Annotated in this window: 15 protein-coding genes; 6 read left to right on the forward strand and 9 right to left on the reverse strand. The window is 40.1% G+C overall.

The features are described from left to right. Positions 1-766: 766 nt before the first annotated feature. Positions 767-3,112 carry a glycoside hydrolase domain-containing protein gene (locus LRR81_RS14050; protein WP_231790011.1) on the reverse strand — a complete coding sequence of 782 codons (2,346 nt, stop codon included), beginning with the start codon at positions 3,110-3,112 and terminating at the stop codon, positions 767-769. A gap of 374 nt (positions 3,113-3,486) precedes the next feature. Beyond that, positions 3,487-3,639, reverse strand: coding sequence for a YvrJ family protein (locus tag LRR81_RS14055; RefSeq protein ID WP_231790012.1), 153 nt, complete (start codon positions 3,637-3,639; stop codon positions 3,487-3,489). A gap of 172 nt (positions 3,640-3,811) precedes the next feature. Here LRR81_RS14055 and LRR81_RS14060 point away from each other — a divergent pair, with 172 nt between their 5' ends. Next, a complete protein-coding gene (locus tag LRR81_RS14060; protein ID WP_231790013.1) occupies positions 3,812-4,360 on the forward strand; it encodes a DUF6241 domain-containing protein in 549 nt (182 codons plus the stop codon). Between the two features lie 119 nt (positions 4,361-4,479). Here LRR81_RS14060 and LRR81_RS14065 read toward each other — a convergent pair whose 3' ends face one another. The 3 genes from LRR81_RS14065 to LRR81_RS14075 form a co-directional block, all read right to left on the reverse strand. Beyond that, positions 4,480-4,710 (reverse strand): hypothetical protein, encoded by a 231-nt coding sequence (locus LRR81_RS14065; RefSeq protein ID WP_231790014.1) that lies wholly within the window; start codon positions 4,708-4,710, stop codon positions 4,480-4,482. A 658-nt stretch (positions 4,711-5,368) separates the two neighbouring features. Continuing rightward, positions 5,369-5,590, reverse strand: a complete 222-nt coding sequence (locus LRR81_RS14070) for a hypothetical protein (protein WP_231790015.1) — start codon at positions 5,588-5,590, stop codon at positions 5,369-5,371. Next, a complete protein-coding gene (locus LRR81_RS14075) occupies positions 5,580-6,185 on the reverse strand; it encodes a sigma factor-like helix-turn-helix DNA-binding protein (RefSeq protein ID WP_231790016.1) in 606 nt (201 codons plus the stop codon). The genes LRR81_RS14070 and LRR81_RS14075 overlap by 11 nt, the downstream gene beginning before the upstream one ends. Positions 6,186-6,869: 684 nt before the next feature. On the opposite strand from LRR81_RS14075, the gene LRR81_RS14080 reads away from it, so the two are divergent. Genes LRR81_RS14080 through LRR81_RS14095 form a run of 4 tightly spaced genes read left to right on the forward strand, consistent with a single transcriptional unit; the run spans position 6,870 to position 10,467 of the window. Next, positions 6,870-7,865, forward strand: coding sequence for an ATP-binding cassette domain-containing protein (locus LRR81_RS14080; RefSeq protein WP_231790017.1), 996 nt, complete (start codon positions 6,870-6,872; stop codon positions 7,863-7,865). Next, entirely contained in the window at positions 7,862-8,677 is an 816-nt protein-coding gene (locus LRR81_RS14085; protein WP_231790018.1) for an ABC transporter permease, read from the forward strand. Before LRR81_RS14080 ends, LRR81_RS14085 begins: the two co-directional genes overlap by 4 nt. 56 nt (positions 8,678-8,733) lie before the next feature. Beyond that, positions 8,734-9,414, forward strand: a complete 681-nt coding sequence (locus LRR81_RS14090; RefSeq protein WP_231790019.1) for a response regulator transcription factor — start codon at positions 8,734-8,736, stop codon at positions 9,412-9,414. After that, complete coding sequence (locus tag LRR81_RS14095) at positions 9,415-10,467, forward strand: sensor histidine kinase (RefSeq protein ID WP_231790020.1); 1,053 nt, start codon at positions 9,415-9,417, stop codon at positions 10,465-10,467. A gap of 25 nt (positions 10,468-10,492) precedes the next feature. On the opposite strand, the gene LRR81_RS14100 is transcribed toward LRR81_RS14095, so the two are convergent. Together LRR81_RS14100 and LRR81_RS14105 are read right to left on the reverse strand one after the other, a co-directional pair. Further along, positions 10,493-11,131: a 2OG-Fe(II) oxygenase gene (locus LRR81_RS14100; RefSeq protein WP_231790021.1), complete on the reverse strand. Its 639-nt coding sequence runs from the start codon at positions 11,129-11,131 to the stop codon at positions 10,493-10,495. 371 nt (positions 11,132-11,502) lie between these two features. Further along, on the reverse strand, positions 11,503-12,063 hold the full coding sequence (locus tag LRR81_RS14105; protein WP_231790022.1) for a cysteine hydrolase family protein: 561 nt from the start codon (positions 12,061-12,063) through the stop codon (positions 11,503-11,505). A gap of 170 nt (positions 12,064-12,233) precedes the next feature. Between LRR81_RS14105 and LRR81_RS14110 the strand changes: the two genes are divergently transcribed. Continuing rightward, positions 12,234-13,118 carry a DUF1028 domain-containing protein gene (locus tag LRR81_RS14110; protein WP_231790023.1) on the forward strand — a complete coding sequence of 295 codons (885 nt, stop codon included), beginning with the start codon at positions 12,234-12,236 and terminating at the stop codon, positions 13,116-13,118. Positions 13,119-13,164: 46 nt separating this feature from the next. Here the strand turns inward: LRR81_RS14110 and LRR81_RS14115 are convergent, their stop codons facing one another. Then, positions 13,165-14,511, reverse strand: coding sequence for a GntP family permease (locus LRR81_RS14115; protein ID WP_231790024.1), 1,347 nt, complete (start codon positions 14,509-14,511; stop codon positions 13,165-13,167). Positions 14,512-14,557: 46 nt separating this feature from the next. Next, positions 14,558-15,286 carry a GntR family transcriptional regulator gene (locus tag LRR81_RS14120; protein ID WP_231790025.1) on the reverse strand — a complete coding sequence of 243 codons (729 nt, stop codon included), beginning with the start codon at positions 15,284-15,286 and terminating at the stop codon, positions 14,558-14,560. Positions 15,287-15,520: the final 234 nt, after the last annotated feature.

Genomic DNA, 15,520 nt, shown 5'->3' on the forward strand with positions numbered 1-15,520 from the left:
AATAAAAACAGACAGTTGAGCAGCGCAAGTTCACCTTTGAAAAAGGAGACGATAATAATGAAAAGAACTCCTATAAAGGATAAATTACATAAAGGAATTTTGCTTTTTTCAGTTCTATATTTAATTATTAGGATCTTCATGACAATTTTGACTACAAAGTTGGATATTGTACTATATTATTCAGCATTAAATCTAAATTTGACTCATTTTGCATGGTATATGGATATCGTTTTTTCACTATTGGCTTCATTTGCCCTATTCTTTTATTGCAAATCAAAAATTCCTTCATTTTTTATCTTTTGTATAATGTTGGTATCTATATTTAAATTGTTTCCTTTAATGGCATATTCTAGTGAGTATTTGTCCATAAATAGCCATTTGACTAACGGGAAATATATAACATCGAATCATCAATCAAACGGAGTCAATGATGGAAATATGTACCTCACAGTATTCGTGTATAAAAAAGAATTCCCTTTGTTTTTTAAAATGCAGGGAAGATACTCAAAATATGTCCCATCCTCTAGTAAGACTTTCAAAAATTTCACTTACAAAAAGTATACTATTAGTAAAAATGGGGATTTGTTATCCTATGGATACTTTGACATTCCGCTAAAATAATTATTTAGATTTGACTTCTTTTTCAGAAGTAAATTAGGCTGATCATAGTGTTAGCTATCATTCTTCATTAAGAAGACCCGAGTAATATCACCTTATTAAGTGAATTATTATTCGGGTCTTGCTTTATATTAATTAATTAATTAACTCAAAGTGTTTCTTTGCTTAAATCTTTTAATAGTTTATCCTTCCATGCTTTGGCTAGCTCTTTCCCTTCATCTTTTGTATACTCAGGTACCGGATCATCTTCTCTTAATTTATTCCTGGCATAAGCTATATCAAGTTCAGGGAATGAATCATTCAAATAAGTAATAGCTATATTTTCAACTTCAGAGACATCTGAACTAAACTTATTCTCAAAGAAGTTTTGAATTCTTTTTAGGACCCCACCAGACTCATAATAGTTATAGAAGGCATCAAATATATTCATAGTAATGTCATTATCCAAAATTTTAGCAATATTTAAAGCATCCATGTCCCCAGCGTAATCGGAATATGAGAAGTGACTTGGAGTTTCGCTGGTTCCAATCACATCCAGTGCTGCTCTGTATGTTCTTTCTAGTAAGTCACCATATTGCTCGTATTTCACATCATCTCTATGATTGTAAACTTCAATCATAACAGTAAACAAGTCTCCAGCCCACCCAGCTAAGTCTTTTATGTGAACCCCTACAAATGGAATATCAGGTGAATATAGTAATGATGATAATGTAGCCATTAAATGCTGAATATCAATATTATTTTTAGTGATTGGATCAATGATATCTGTAAATTGATCACCTAATACTTCCTTCCCTTTATTTTTAACAAAATCTACAAATCCTTGATCGATACCTCCAGTTGTAAATGCCCATATCCCCATATCATAGTGTGACTTTTTATAATAATTAGATACCAAGTAGTTTGCCTGTTGTATGGCATTTCCGGTATATTCCATGGCTAATTCAAAAATTGATCTCAACATTTTAAGAGATTCGTAGTTAATAGAAGCAGGTCCAGATCCGATTGACGATTGTCCTAAGTCTCTTCCAGAATTAATATCATTATCGATTGTGATTTTACCTTCACCGGAGCCAATAGTAATTGTTGAGATTTGATCAAACGCCCAGTTTGACGGTAATGGATAACCTAGATTACCACTGAATCCAGTCGACATTCCACTTACAAAACTATATTTAGCCCATCCATGTTCTGAAACTTGTATGCAAATATTTCTAGCTCCATATACACCTACGTTATATGATGCACCATAAATGACAAACTGATCATGTATCGCCTTAAAATGCGGAAGTATATTGTTTGTTATATCCTTACCATATGCATCAAAATCCACTGAAAAATAAATAGTTGTTCCGTTTTTAAAACCATATTCTTTTGCAGCTTCATATGCAGACTTTGCATCAAATTCTCCCTGTTTAGCACTAAAATAAGAAGCTTCTCCACCATACGTTTGATAAATTGGAAAAACGGATAGCCCTGCATTAAAAATGGCATTTAATTCACCAGGTTGTATTTTTTTATTTAAAGTACTGCCTACAACGTTGGTCAAATATCTTCCTACATGAGTATATCCATGACTTTTCAGAGTTTGAGCCCTTGCTTGTGTAATTTCTGTTACACAATCACAAGCAGTTCCTATTCGATTTGGATCACCGGTACTAACTAAAAGAGAAAGCCATGTTTCAGTATTTGATGTTCCAGTGAGTGGTAGTTTAGTGAAATTTTGAAAAGAAGTTAATGCATTATGAGTGCCTGCATCAAATTCCCCGTCAAATCGGCCAGGATCATAGCCATTAAGATACAAAACAAATTGAAGGAGCCTTACAAAATTAACATTAGAACTTCCCATTAATAAATACGGTAATCGAGATTTAGTTGTAGGACCCATAGATCCTGTTTGTTCAGCTGCACTAATTCCTTCTTCTGTTTGAATTCCATACATTAAAGACTTATTAGTATTTCTTGAATAAATCCCGTCACAAGGTTGGATCCCAGCTGTTGTATAGTAACTAGCGTTTAAAGCCTGCTGTATGGCTCTAACTTTTGAATCCCCATTATCTCCTATAAGAATGTAAGCATCCATTGTTAAAATTGCTTTAAAAATATGCGAATAAACTACTCCATCGATTGTATGCATACCTGTATCCGATTGAATTTTCATGACTGCTGACCTGGTGCCTGGCCCAAACGTTCCTGTGAATCCTCCTGGGTTATACCCCTTACACAACAATCCACCTTGGAGGATATATACTAAATTTGCACGAGAATCACCTTCTGAAAGTAATCCTTGTCGCTCATATGCAGCCTTAGTTCCGTTCCCAAAATTATCCACCAAAACTGTGATTCCTAATTCATGTTGTAATGCTCTAGTAAGGGCATACATTGTTGTCCATCCAGTTTTCCCATAAAGTTCTTCAGGTATTGGAGTAAAACCTTGGACACCTGAATAGGTATTGTTAAGCCACTGTTGAACCTTTAAAACCATTTGATCCATATAATTTTCCCCTTTCTATATGTTACTTTAATTATTTATTTGGTAAAAACCCTTTCTATCCTCTTAGCATACGCTTGTGCTATTTTAAAAAGGTAAACATATTTTTTTCCCTGGTAGGCCCAAAACTATCAGTAGTTAATTAAGCTTTAGTATTAAATGAAGGGCCCTTGTTAAACCAACTTGCTTCTCCAGTTTATGGAGATGGAATAAAACCAGTACTTCCTCCGTACGTTGAATTTCTCAAACCTGTACTGCTATAACCGTCGAAACCAATACAATATTTCCTTTGAAAGATCTTTAAATGTACCAAGCTTTAAGCGCGCCTTTTTGCTTGTTATATATGAAAGAGAGAATCAGCAAAAAATATCAACCATTTAATATTTTTTTATTATTTCCTTCAGTTCTTGTATAGCAGATGTTAAACTTTCCATTTTTCTTTCTAATCTGATTAATAAATACGAAGCAATAGCTACTGGAAAACCAAAATTACCCAAAATATTAATTAATTGTGCGATATCTATCTCCATTCTATTCACACCCCCTTACATGTTAAAGAGGATAAAGAGGATAAAATTTAAACGTTTTTTTTAAATTTTTCCTAATACTTCTTGGCTATTCTTTACTGAAAACATGTAGTGGTATAATAATGTTAGAAAAAGGAAAACAAAAACGCTAAAATTTAAGAAAGGGGTACTACTTATGAAAAAAATCTTTGTAGTCTTAATAATAATGGCTATATTTCTAATCGCTTTTATTACTATGAATTTTAAACAAACAATTAACGAATCCGATAGTAACCAAAAAAATAGTAATATAGCACAGAATCAATCTGATACCACAACTGATGAAGAAACTTGGAATCCTGATGCAGCACCTGAACAAGTTGCTAAAGTTGAAGGAGCAACAACAACTTTTCCAGTGGACAATAATTCTTCCGAGAAAGAGATAATGGATACAATGCACTTTATGACGCATCAAAAAGTGATGGCTGAAAAAAAGGTCGGTGCTGTTGAGATGAATAAAGAAAATATTGAAAAGCTATATCTTATTGTCCAAAAAAGTGAGTTTAAGAGAAAAAAATACTTACTACAAATTGCAACGAAGTGGAAAAACCAAGACTTTTCAAACATAATCGAAGATCATAATTACTTTTGGAAATTAGATGGTGGTAAGGTTGGGGAGGCTTATAGAGTTTTAAAGGCGTCTGACGAAGAAAGGTTCATTAAAAATAACTTCAGAAGTTCATAAATATTAAAAAAGCGGATATATAAAATGACCCCGGTACAATACCGGAGCCACTTATTTGCATAGGTGCTTTTAAACTGTTCGTAAACAGTCCACTTACGAGAAAGACTTCTTTTTTTGTTTTACCTTTTGACAATAAAGGCTGGGGTAGTCTCAGTCTCTAGAGCTCCTGTATCTGTCCGATTAAAATAGCCTTTAATACGAACACTATTACTTCCGGATTTCAACCCTAAATCTTTAATATAAAAAACTTTAGTTGGTGTCCGCAGACTAAAAGACCCAGTGAGTAATTTTTTAGCGATCCAATTAGAACCATCCCAAACCTCAGCAGAAAGGGTGTATTTCCACGTCAAGGGAGTACCTCCACCATAGTCACAAACTACGTCAATCGTTGTTGCATTTGCAGAGTACGAGTCCGCATCAGTACATACCCTTAGAATGTGTGGATCATAAACAGTTGAACAAGGCATATTAAATTCCTCCATATAAACAATTCAAGTTAATAATATATGTGTAATTAACTTGTTATTGATTAAAGAGAAAATTTGTTTTAAAAAACAACTTTTTATATTAGAAACTTAGCTTTTTTTAAAAAAAAATTTTAAATACTGTAACTACCGTATCATATAGTCCACTATTTACTTATCCAGCTATACTTTTTTTAAAAGACTTTGTAGATTATTTGAGGTAACAAGGTAAAAGTCGATGGTTAATTTACCTTGTTGGCTCTTTAATAGTCCAAGGCAAGTTGAATTTTTAGATAGATTTAGGGTCCTGAAGCGTTTAATTATGGGGAGAGTAAGGATTTTTAGGATTAACCACAGATATTTAAGGAAATTGTATATGATTAATTGCCCCTTTCCATTTTTCAATGGAGATTGAAGCTTAGAAATGAGCAAAAAAACAATAAGTGTATCTTGCTATCAATAGTAATTTAACAAGGCTATCATAAAAAGATAGCCTTGTTTTGTTGCAGCACAAAATTTTGTTTGATCTCTCTATCCTTGCTTTTTAACTCGCTGCATTTTGATTCTTTTGATTAAATTCTTCCTGAAAATCTAAAAATGTTGGAGGGGGTGAGATTCTTCCTCCAAATACCGCTTCAATTAATTTCAGTTTTATTTCTTGCTCCAAATCTTCTCTATCATTTCTATCTGTATTTAATAAAGACTTTTTAATTTTAGGACTCATAAGCAATAAAACATTAACAATCATTTCGTGCTTATTTATCATCTTTACTAACGCCCTTTCTGTACTCTTTTTTTATTTTTTCTAGCGTTTTCTTTTTTATCTTTGCAATATTTTGTGGAGTTTCTCCAAATAATTTAGCCACTTCAACTTGCTTTAATTGTTGAATAATTATCAAATGTAGAACTTTTTTTTCTTTATCAGAGAGATTATTCAGGATTTTGCTTAATATTTCATCTCCCACTAATTCATTTAAGGAAGAATCCTTAATTTCAATTTGATGGGTATTTTCACTCTTATAAGATAGATAATCAAGAGTTGAAGTTCCCTTTTCACTGTTCTCAATTGGTCGATCAAGGATTAAGGGAAAGTGTTCTCTTTGCTTTCTTTTACTTTTATCAAAATCTACTGAGTAATTATGAGAAAGTACAGAGACATACTGGGCAAGCCTATAGAAATAAAAATGATTTATAAATTGCTTATCCAATTCTATTCTTGCCTTTGTATCACATCCTATAATTGCTGATTCAAGCATTTGGAGATGGCAAGAGTTACTATCAAAAAAACTTTTTACTATTGGTTGTTCTAGGAATTCTGCATTCTTTTTTTTATATTCATTGAGATTTTTATATCTTGTCATTTTCTACACCTCCATAGACTAAAGAGAAGAGAAAATAAAAAAAACAACCAAAATAGGAACATTTGTTCTTATATTATATCAAATTTTATCAATTTATGTAAATTATTGATGAAAAAGTATCCATAAGGGTCAGCTTTTATGCATTTCATTCCTAATTCTTTATAAATCTTATTTTCTATAATGCGAACGGCAAAAATATTTATCAATTAGCTATCTATAAATGTCCGAAAATTCATTCGTGGAACAAGAAGCTGGATACCTATAAATCGTTTTCTGAACATGTTGACTCTGCCAGTCTTATGAAAACAGAGCCCAATCCAAGCCATGATGAAGAGAAAATTTCTCTTTTCGGGTTTACTGGTTCATCCTGTGAAATCCGTATAGCTGCAGTTGAAGGCAGTTTTCGCTTAGACCGGACTCTTGCAGACTATATTGATGGCTGGAGCCGTACTGTAATTCGCTCAAAAGATAAAAAATGGTGAAATTTTACTGAACAATATCATTGCAAAACCAAGCCAAAAGCTGTCTGTTCATGACAAAATTTTTATTACTGTGAACTAATGGAACGGCCTCTGAAGCCAAGAGACTTTAAAAAGTTTCCTGGCTTCATTTTTCATTTCACATTCAGTTCATAATTCCTTTCTATACTCGTAAGCAGATACTCAGCAAAAGGAGGATTTTAGAATGAACAAACTAAACGAAGACTGGGCTGTAGAAGCACAAGGTCTCGTCAAAACCTTCGGCGATCATCGTGCGGTGGATGGTGTGGATTTAAAGGTGCGCACAGGTTCCATATACGGGGTTCTTGGACCGAATGGGGCGGGGAAAACAACAACCATCCGAATGCTTGCTACCTTATTAAAGGCAGATGCCGGTTCTGCCAAGATTTTCGGACACGATGTCGTGAAGGAGCCACATATTGTCAGGCAGCTTATCGGCGTGACAGGGCAATACGCCTCTGTTGATGAGGCACTGAGCGCCACAGAGAATCTGATTATTTTCTCAAGGCTCCTTGGACTAGGAAGAAAAGAGGCAAAGCAGAAGGCAGAGGATTTATTGGAAGAGTTCGGGCTAACAGAAGCGGCAAAGCGGCCGCTCAAAAATTTCTCGGGAGGCATGCGGCGCAGGCTTGATTTGGCAGCGAGCCTTATTGCCCAGCCGCCGCTCATTTTCCTTGATGAGCCGACAACTGGACTTGATCCGAGAACCCGCAATCAGATGTGGGAGACGATCCGCCGTCTGGTCAAGACTGGTTCTACTGTTCTATTAACCACACAGTATTTGCAGGAAGCGGATGAGCTCGCTGACCGGATTGCCGTCATTGACAGCGGCCGTGTGGTTGCCGAGGGTACGGTGGACGAATTGAAAGCATCTGTCGGCACCTCTTCCCTGCACTTGAACATTCAGCACGGCAAAGATATGCAGGGAGCCCGCCGTCTTGTAGAGAAGGTTTTGAACGTCCCGTCTGCCGTATCGGCAGAAGGCGGGAAAATTACCGCCCCGCTTGTACATGCGGATCATGTGGCAGATCTTTTAATTGCTCTTCGGGAAGCGAATATCGAGCTTGCTGAGTTCAGCGTTCAAAAACCGACCCTTGATGAAGTATTTTTAACCATTACAGGCCATGGAGCAGAGGAAGCCGTGAGAGAGCCTGAACCAAGAAAAGAGGTAAGCGTATGAATACCCAGACAATTGTACCGGCGTCCGAACGCCGGCCGAGAAGAAAAGCAAGCTTCAGACAATCTGTGATGCATTCCTTCACAATGGCCTTTCGCGGACTATTGAAAATAAAGCGCACGCCGGAGCAGCTGTTTGATGTTACCCTGCAGCCGATTATTTTCACCTTGATGTTTACGTATATCTTTGGCGGCGCCATTTCCGGGAACGTGCAAAGTTACTTGCCTGTCATTATACCGGGGATCTTAGTTCAGACAGTTATCGGAACATCCATTGTGACAGGGGTTCAGCTGCGGGAGGATATGGATAAAGGGATTTTCGACAGATTCAAATCGATGCCGATTGCCAGAATTGCTCCGCTTGCCGGCGCTTTGATGGCAGACACGATCAGGTATACGATTGCAACAGTGCTCACGCTGACAATGGGGTACATTATGGGGTACCGGCCTGAGGGAGGACTTGGCTGTGTCATTCTTGCAGGGCTGTTAGTGATTGTCTGCTCCTGGGCAGTCAGCTGGATTTTTGCTTTTTTCGGTGTTATTGCCAGGACCGCGTCAAGCGTCCAGGGAATCTCAATGCTCGTCCTATTTCCGCTCACGTTTCTCTCCAATGCTTTTGTACCGGCTAATACAATGCCGGGCTGGCTGCAGTGGTTTGTGAACATCAACCCGATTACGCATCTTGTTACGGCCGTAAGAGAGCTGGTTAATGCCGGCACTGTCGGGTGGGATCTTGTCATTTCTTTGATCGGCGGGCTTGTGATTGTAGCCGTATTTGCCCCGCTGACTGTGAAGTACTATATGAAAAGAACATAGTGGCATTTCTTTAAAAAGAGTAAAATAAAGGTAACTTAACAAAAGGAATGAGCTTTATGGCAAAGGTATTAATCATTGATGACGACTCCCATATCCGTGAACTGATTTCCCTGATTTTTAAAAAAGAAGGGCTATCGTCTCTGGAGGCAGAGGACGGAAAAGCCGCTTTAGGTATCCTGGATGCTGAAAAAGTCGATCTGATTATACTCGATATTATGATGCCGAATATGGATGGCTGGACATTCTGCAAGGAAGTCAGGGCGTACTATTCCGATACCCTGCCGATCCTGATGCTGACAGCAAAAGGCGAAACCTCTCAAAAGGTAAAGGGCTTTAACCTTGGCGCAGATGATTATCTCGTCAAGCCCTTTGCTTCAGAGGAACTGGCTGCACGGGTAAAAGTGCTCCTCAAGCGCTACCAAATTTCGGTCTCAAACTCTGTGGAAATAGGAAATGTGATCATTGATAAAGCTTCCTATAAAGTGTTCATCGGGGATCAGGAGCTATCACTGCGCCTGAAAGAGTTTGAAATACTGTTCAAGCTTGCGTCACACCCTCAGCAGACGTTTTCAAGAGAGCAGCTGATAGAGGATATTTGGGGCTATGATTACGAAGGAGACGAGCGCACAATTGATGTGCACATCAAGCGGCTGCGGCAGCAATTTTCCCAAAGTGACTGTCCTTTTAAAATTACAACGCTAAGGGGACTCGGCTACAGGCTTGAGGTGTGTGTCTGAATGAAAGAATTCATGAAGCGATTAGCAGGGATCTGCTTTGTCATAACAGCCTTGTTTATATTTTGGATGGTGGCCTATTGGCTAACATCGCTGGTCTATAAAGTGTATGGCCTTGAGCTCCATGAACTTGCAAGGCAAATAATCACCTCCTTTTTAGGGTTTTCATTTTTTGGCTTCGGGATGTATTTCATTCGCATGATACCTTATTTTGAAGAGCAGCAGAATAAATACCTCTATCCGATGATTCAGGCGATGAAATTGATGGCAGAAGGCAACTTCAAAATAGATCTTTCCTATTATCGGGAGGGAAACAATCACCCTTTTACGAAGATTGCCGAAAGCGTCGGCGAAATGGCTGATAAGCTCGGAGCCATGGAGGAGATGAGGCAGGAATTCATCTCAAATGTTTCACATGAAATCCAGTCACCGCTCACCTCGATCAGCGGCTTTGCTAATGCTTTGAAAAATGATGACCTAACGAAAGAGGAACGGGCCCATTATCTCGAGATTATTGAGAACGAAAGCACCAGGCTTTCTAAATTAAGCGAAAACCTGCTAAAACTGACATCTTTGGAATCTCACCATTTGACCCTTGAAAAAAGTAACTATCGGCTTGATTATCAGCTGCGCCGCATCATTCTCGCCAATGAACCGCAGTGGCAGGCAAAGAACATTGAAATCGAAGCCAACCTTGAACCAATCATGATTACAGCAGATGAAGAACTGCTGGACCAGGTCTGGATCAACCTTCTCCATAACAGCATCAAGTTCACACCTGAAAAGGGCACCATCACAGTCACCGCCTCCAAAAACGAAGAAGAGCTGATTATTACTATAGAAGATACGGGGATCGGCATGAACGAAGAAACGGTCATGCATATGTTTGAGCGTTTTTATAAAGCCGATCCGTCTCGAAACAGAAACTCTGGTGGCAGCGGGCTGGGGTTGTCGATTGTGAAAAAGATTGTGGACTTGCATTTGGGGGAAATTCGGGTTGAGAGTGAGATTGGAAAAGGAACTAAGATAAGTGTCACGCTAAATGAAAAAGCCTAAGCAGCCGCTGCTTAGGCTTTTTCATTTACCGGTACTGCTTCCTCCGAACCCACTGCGTCGCTGCCCACTTCTCGCCTTTCACTACAGGAGAACCTCCATGCAGCGTCATTTCATTCAGTGTTTGATCTTTATAAAAGTATTCAAAGTAGACCGCCATGCCTCTTTGCGGTGCGACGGAGAGCTTTAAGTGCGGAAAATAGGTTTCCCCGCCTTCTTCTACGTCATTTAAGTACATCACAAGAGTGCTGATTCTTGGATTAGAATTGGCTTTCGCTGATGTAAAGTAGTCGTAATGGGCTTTGTATTCCTGTCCAGGCTGATAGTTTAAAATATGAAGACCCTCGCCATGCTCGAGAGGAATTCCCATGATTTCAGCAACGCGTTTTTCCACACGGGCCACTGCCCCGTCTGCCATTTCCGGCAGGAAAGCGCCGCTGCTTGTTCGGATGCTGTTCACATCCCGCTGCGAGCCGATTTTGGAGCGGTTTAAATGATCTTTTGATACCTGAATGAGCTCTTCACACTCTTCTTCACTTAGCACATTGCCTAAAACGGCCACAAACGGCTCTTCTATTTTTGCGAGAATTTGAATTTCCCGGTCTGACGTCACAATCTTGCTTCCCTTATGGTAAAAGATTGGTTCCTCTTGCACATGTATAGCCAATATTCCTCAACCTCTTCAAATGAAATAGTTTTAGTAAGCGATTACATAGCGGGGAACTCCCTGCTAGCAGTTAAAGAGATTTTACCACCTTGGGGGGATTTTTTCTCTATTTATTTTCAGCAGCGAGCAAAAGGGCCAGTCCGTATGAGCTGATGGGAGTGTAAAATGCATTTTTACAGAGGCAAAATGCTTTTTTACCTCTTGGAGCCAGTCCATATTCACCGAACCAGCATTTATATTCACCAATCGAGCGAACATATTCGCCAATTCGGCTGATATATTCACCAAACTCCCGTTTAATTTCACCAGCAGCCCTCAGCAGTGAGTTTTCATAGAAACAAAAAAATCCGCTCTTAAGCGGATTTTCCTCATTATTCAATAGCAGCTGCCCATTCCTCCACTGTCAGTACCTCTGCCTGACGCGGAAAAACTTTTTCAGTCAAAACGCGGTGAACCTCTGGGTCTCCATCGAGGCAGGCGTCTGATAATACTTTCAAGCTGTAGTCTTTATCAGCTGCTTCCCTCAATGTGGAAAGCACAACACCGCTTGTGGCAATACCGCTGAGAATCAGTTCTTGAACGCCAAGACCGCGCAGGAGTACTTCCAGGTCGCTGCCGCTGAAGGCGCTGACCCGGCGCTTTGTGACAAGCGGTTCATTCGGCTGCCTTTCTAGTGATTCGTGGATTTCTGTTGCCCATTCTGTTTCTGTCATGCCGCCATGCTGGGATATACCTGAGAACATTTTGTTTTGAGCTGGAACTTCTGGATAGCCTTCGCGAAAGGCCACTCTGACAAAGATAACGGGAATATCAGCTTTTCTTGCGGCACGTGCTGCCTGCTGAAAAGGAGCTAAAGCATCGGGATTTTCAGCATACCGTGAAGCGATGCCGTTTTGGAGATCCATTATTAGGAGTGCTTTATTAGCGGTCATTGTTTTCCTTCCTCTCATTACTTAACTAAGTTAAGTATATCATCTTGCTCCCCCTTGGGCCAAGAAGATGGCAATTGAGCTCCCATAATAGTCTGATAATAAGAGAGTGTGCTATAGTAGCGATGTATTTTAGGAAGTTTTAGGAAAATCATAAGAAAAGAGCTGATACAATGATTCCCCACAAAGACCATTTAGCTGCCACTTTCTCTATCGTCGGCTATGATCCTGAAGCGAAGGAATGGGGTGTAGCCGTGCAGTCGAAATTCCTTGGCGTAGGGGCAGTGGTGCCTTGGGCTAAAGCTGGAGCAGGCGCGATTGCGACTCAGTCCTGGGCGAATACAAGCTTTGGGCCAAATGGGTTAGCACTGCTTGAAGAGGGGCTTCGGGCAGAGGAAGTTTTGGGAAAACTTCTTAAAGAGGATAGCGGAAGGGAAACTAGGCAGGTTGGGCTGATTGATGCAGAGGGCAACAGTGCCACGTTCAGCGGAAAGGAATGCTTTGACTGGGCTGGAGGCATTGCCGGCAAGCATTTTGCCAGCCAGGGAAATATCCTCGTAAGCCAGGAAACAGTGCAGGCGATGGCAGATTCGTTCAGCAGCAGTAAAGGAGATCTTGCAGAGCGTCTTGTAGAATCACTTGATGCGGGACAATCCGCTGGAGGAGACAGCAGAGGCAAACAGTCCGCAGCACTTCTTGTTGTTAAAGACAAAGGAGGATATGGCGGATTTAACGACCGCTATGTGGATTTGAGAGTAGACGATCATCCTGAACCTATTAAAGAGCTGAAAAGGTTATTGGATCTATACCGTCTTTATTTTTATAAAACAAAGCCCGGAAATCTTGTGAAAATAGAAGGGCAGTTATTGGCAGATATTGAGGAAGCATTAAAGAAAACAGGCTATCATACAGGGGAACTGTCTGGAGATTGGAATGATGAATTGAAAGAAAGCCTGAAGAAATTTTATCTGACGGAGAATTTTGATGAGCGCTACCGGGAAGATGACTACATAGATTTAGAAGTCGCAGAGTTTTTGATGAACCTATCGAAAAAATGAAGAAGGGAGCAGGAAATCCTCATTTCCTGCTCCCTTTCTATTATTCTTAAACCACCATGCTCAAAAGCAAAGTAAACACCAGTCCGCAAACAGAGATGATCGTCTCAAGCAATGTCCATGTTGCGAATGTTTCTTTCATCGAGAGGCCGAAGTATTCTTTGAACATCCAGAAGCCTGCGTCATTTACGTGAGAAGCAATCAAGCTTCCGGCACCTGTTGCAAGCACGACGAGCGCAAGGTTCACGTCAGTGTGTCCAAGAAGCGGAATCACGAGACCCGCCGTTGTCAGAGCGGCAACCGTTGCAGATCCGAGTGATACACGAAGGATTGCAGCGATCAGCCAGGCTAATAGAATAGGAGAAAGAGCGCTGCCGTGGAAAAGCTTTGCTACGTAATCGCCTACGCCGCCGTCAATCAATACTTGCTTGAATGCTCCGCCGCCGCCGATGATGAGAAGCATCATGCCGATTTGCATGATCGCAGCTGTGCAGGATTCCATAACAGTATTGATCGGAATTTTTCTGGCAAGTCCCATTGTGTAAACAGCAAATAATAATGAAATCAGCATAGCAGGTGAAGCATCACCGATAAACTTAACAGCAATCAAGAATCCATTGTCTGCAGCACCAGTTGTTTTTTGGATCAAATTAACGATCGTGCCGATAGACATGAGGATAACAGGAAGCAATGCAGTGAAAACACTAATGCCGAATGCAGGTGTTTCTTCAAGTTTAAAGTGCTTTTGCTCGCCAAGTGAAGCGATGCTTCCGGTTTTTGTAAAGGAAGCGGGCACAAGTTTCTTTGCAATTTTTGTGAAAACCGGTCCAGCAATAATAACTGTTGGAACAGCAACAATGAATCCGTAAAGCAGTACTTCTCCAAGGTTCGCACCGTATTCTCCGGCAATAGCTGTCGGACCCGGATGCGGAGGCAGAAAACCGTGTGTCACTGAAAGTGCAGCGGCCATCGGAATCCCAAGATACAGAACAGAAACCTTTAACTCTCTTGAAATAGCGAAAACAATCGGGATTAATAGAACAAGTCCAACTTCGAAGAACAAGGCAATACCGATAATGAAGGAAGCAATCACTATCGCCCATTGAATATTCTTTTCGCCAAAACGGTTCACAAGCGTCATGGCAATTCTCTGTGCGCCTCCGGCATCAGCAAGAAGCTTGCCGAGCATTGCCCCAAGACCGAAGATAAGGGCCAAGTGGCCAAGCGTTCCGCCGAGACCGGTTTCAATTGTTTTAACAATGTTTTCAACAGGTACGCCAAGAACAAGCGCTACACCGAACGATACGATAATCAATGAAACAAATGTATTGAGCTTGAGGCCCATGATGAGGATCAGCAGGACAATAATGCCTGCTGCAACGATAACTAATGGCATAATAAATTCTCCTTAAAAAGTAAGATGAGTTCTAAGTAAAACGCTTTCAAGAATGATCCTTTTTTGCTCCTTTTGAAAGAAGCTGCTGTGACATCCATAAATCTTCCACTTTTCCTTGGACATCGTCAAAGTTCTGGTGAAGGGACTGAATCATTAAGTTTCGGTCTTTTGAACGAATGGCTTTTATATAAAGTTCATGGTTGTCCAGAACCCGCTCAAAATCCTCGTATTTTTCTCTAAAGCGCACCCTCATGGACAAGAGAATCAAGCTTTCCATAACAGGCTTTAAATTGTCCCAGATCATCAGAAGGTAAGAATGATTGATGGAACGGATAATCGTCTCATGAAACAGCAAATCCTGAAGAGAAAATTCATCTGCATCACCATATTTAATGGCAATCTTCATCATTTCATGGATTTTGCTGAGCTCCTTGACCAATTCTTCCGTATCCAGCTTCACCATTCGTTCAAACACAAAAGACTCGATCATGAGCCGGACATCATAAATCTCTTCGATGTGCTTATCAGTTAAACCAGTAACAGTGGCGCCCATCCTCTTTAGCTGCACCATATTTTCAGATGCAAGAATTTTAAGGGCATCGCGGACAGGAGACCGGCTTACGGAAAATTCTGCCGCTATTTTGTTTTCAGAAAGGATGGTACCGCTTTCAATCATCCCGGAAATAATGGAAATCCTAAGCTCGCAGGCAATTCTCTCTCCAGCCGAAGCTTTTGCCAGCCATTTGGCAGGATACAAATACTCGGCTTCCGCCATAAACTCCCTCCTTAGTCACTCAAGTATACTTGTATACAAGTATTATAACGAGGATTTCAAATATTGCAAGCGCTTTTATTCAAAAAGTAATTCTTTTGGCATAGGAGAGGTGATGACAGATGGTGCTGATAGGGAGTTCGCCGATAAAACGGAGAGATCGCCGATATAATTAGAACTTCGCCGATATCTGCAGTCAGCTGCAAAAAAGCCAAAGCCGGCCCTCATTTAATGGAA

Origin of the sequence: Metabacillus kandeliae (assembly GCF_021166585.1) — a bacterium.
In the GTDB taxonomy this organism is placed as follows: Bacteria; Bacillota; Bacilli; order Bacillales; family Bacillaceae; genus Metabacillus_B; species Metabacillus_B kandeliae.

Bases quoted from the DNA above. Each gene is read 5' to 3' on its own strand.
- LRR81_RS14075 (WP_231790016.1), bottom strand. From the start codon at position 6,185: ATGACAAGATATAAAAATCTCAATGAATATAAAAAAAAGAATGCAGAA.
- LRR81_RS14105 (WP_231790022.1), bottom strand. From the start codon at position 12,063: ATGACCGCTAATAAAGCACTCCTAATAATGGATCTCCAAAACGGCATC.
- LRR81_RS14060 (WP_231790013.1), top strand. From the start codon at position 3,812: ATGAAAAAAATCTTTGTAGTCTTAATAATAATGGCTATATTTCTAATC.
- LRR81_RS14055 (WP_231790012.1), bottom strand. From the start codon at position 3,639: ATGGAGATAGATATCGCACAATTAATTAATATTTTGGGTAATTTTGGT.
- LRR81_RS14090 (WP_231790019.1), top strand. From the start codon at position 8,734: ATGGCAAAGGTATTAATCATTGATGACGACTCCCATATCCGTGAACTG.
- LRR81_RS14080 (WP_231790017.1), top strand. From the start codon at position 6,870: ATGAACAAACTAAACGAAGACTGGGCTGTAGAAGCACAAGGTCTCGTC.
- LRR81_RS14120 (WP_231790025.1), bottom strand. From the start codon at position 15,286: ATGGCGGAAGCCGAGTATTTGTATCCTGCCAAATGGCTGGCAAAAGCT.
- LRR81_RS14115 (WP_231790024.1), bottom strand. From the start codon at position 14,511: ATGCCATTAGTTATCGTTGCAGCAGGCATTATTGTCCTGCTGATCCTC.
- LRR81_RS14050 (WP_231790011.1), bottom strand. From the start codon at position 3,112: ATGGATCAAATGGTTTTAAAGGTTCAACAGTGGCTTAACAATACCTAT.
- LRR81_RS14095 (WP_231790020.1), top strand. From the start codon at position 9,415: ATGAAAGAATTCATGAAGCGATTAGCAGGGATCTGCTTTGTCATAACA.
- LRR81_RS14085 (WP_231790018.1), top strand. From the start codon at position 7,862: ATGAATACCCAGACAATTGTACCGGCGTCCGAACGCCGGCCGAGAAGA.
- LRR81_RS14070 (WP_231790015.1), bottom strand. From the start codon at position 5,590: ATGATAAATAAGCACGAAATGATTGTTAATGTTTTATTGCTTATGAGT.
- LRR81_RS14110 (WP_231790023.1), top strand. From the start codon at position 12,234: ATGATTCCCCACAAAGACCATTTAGCTGCCACTTTCTCTATCGTCGGC.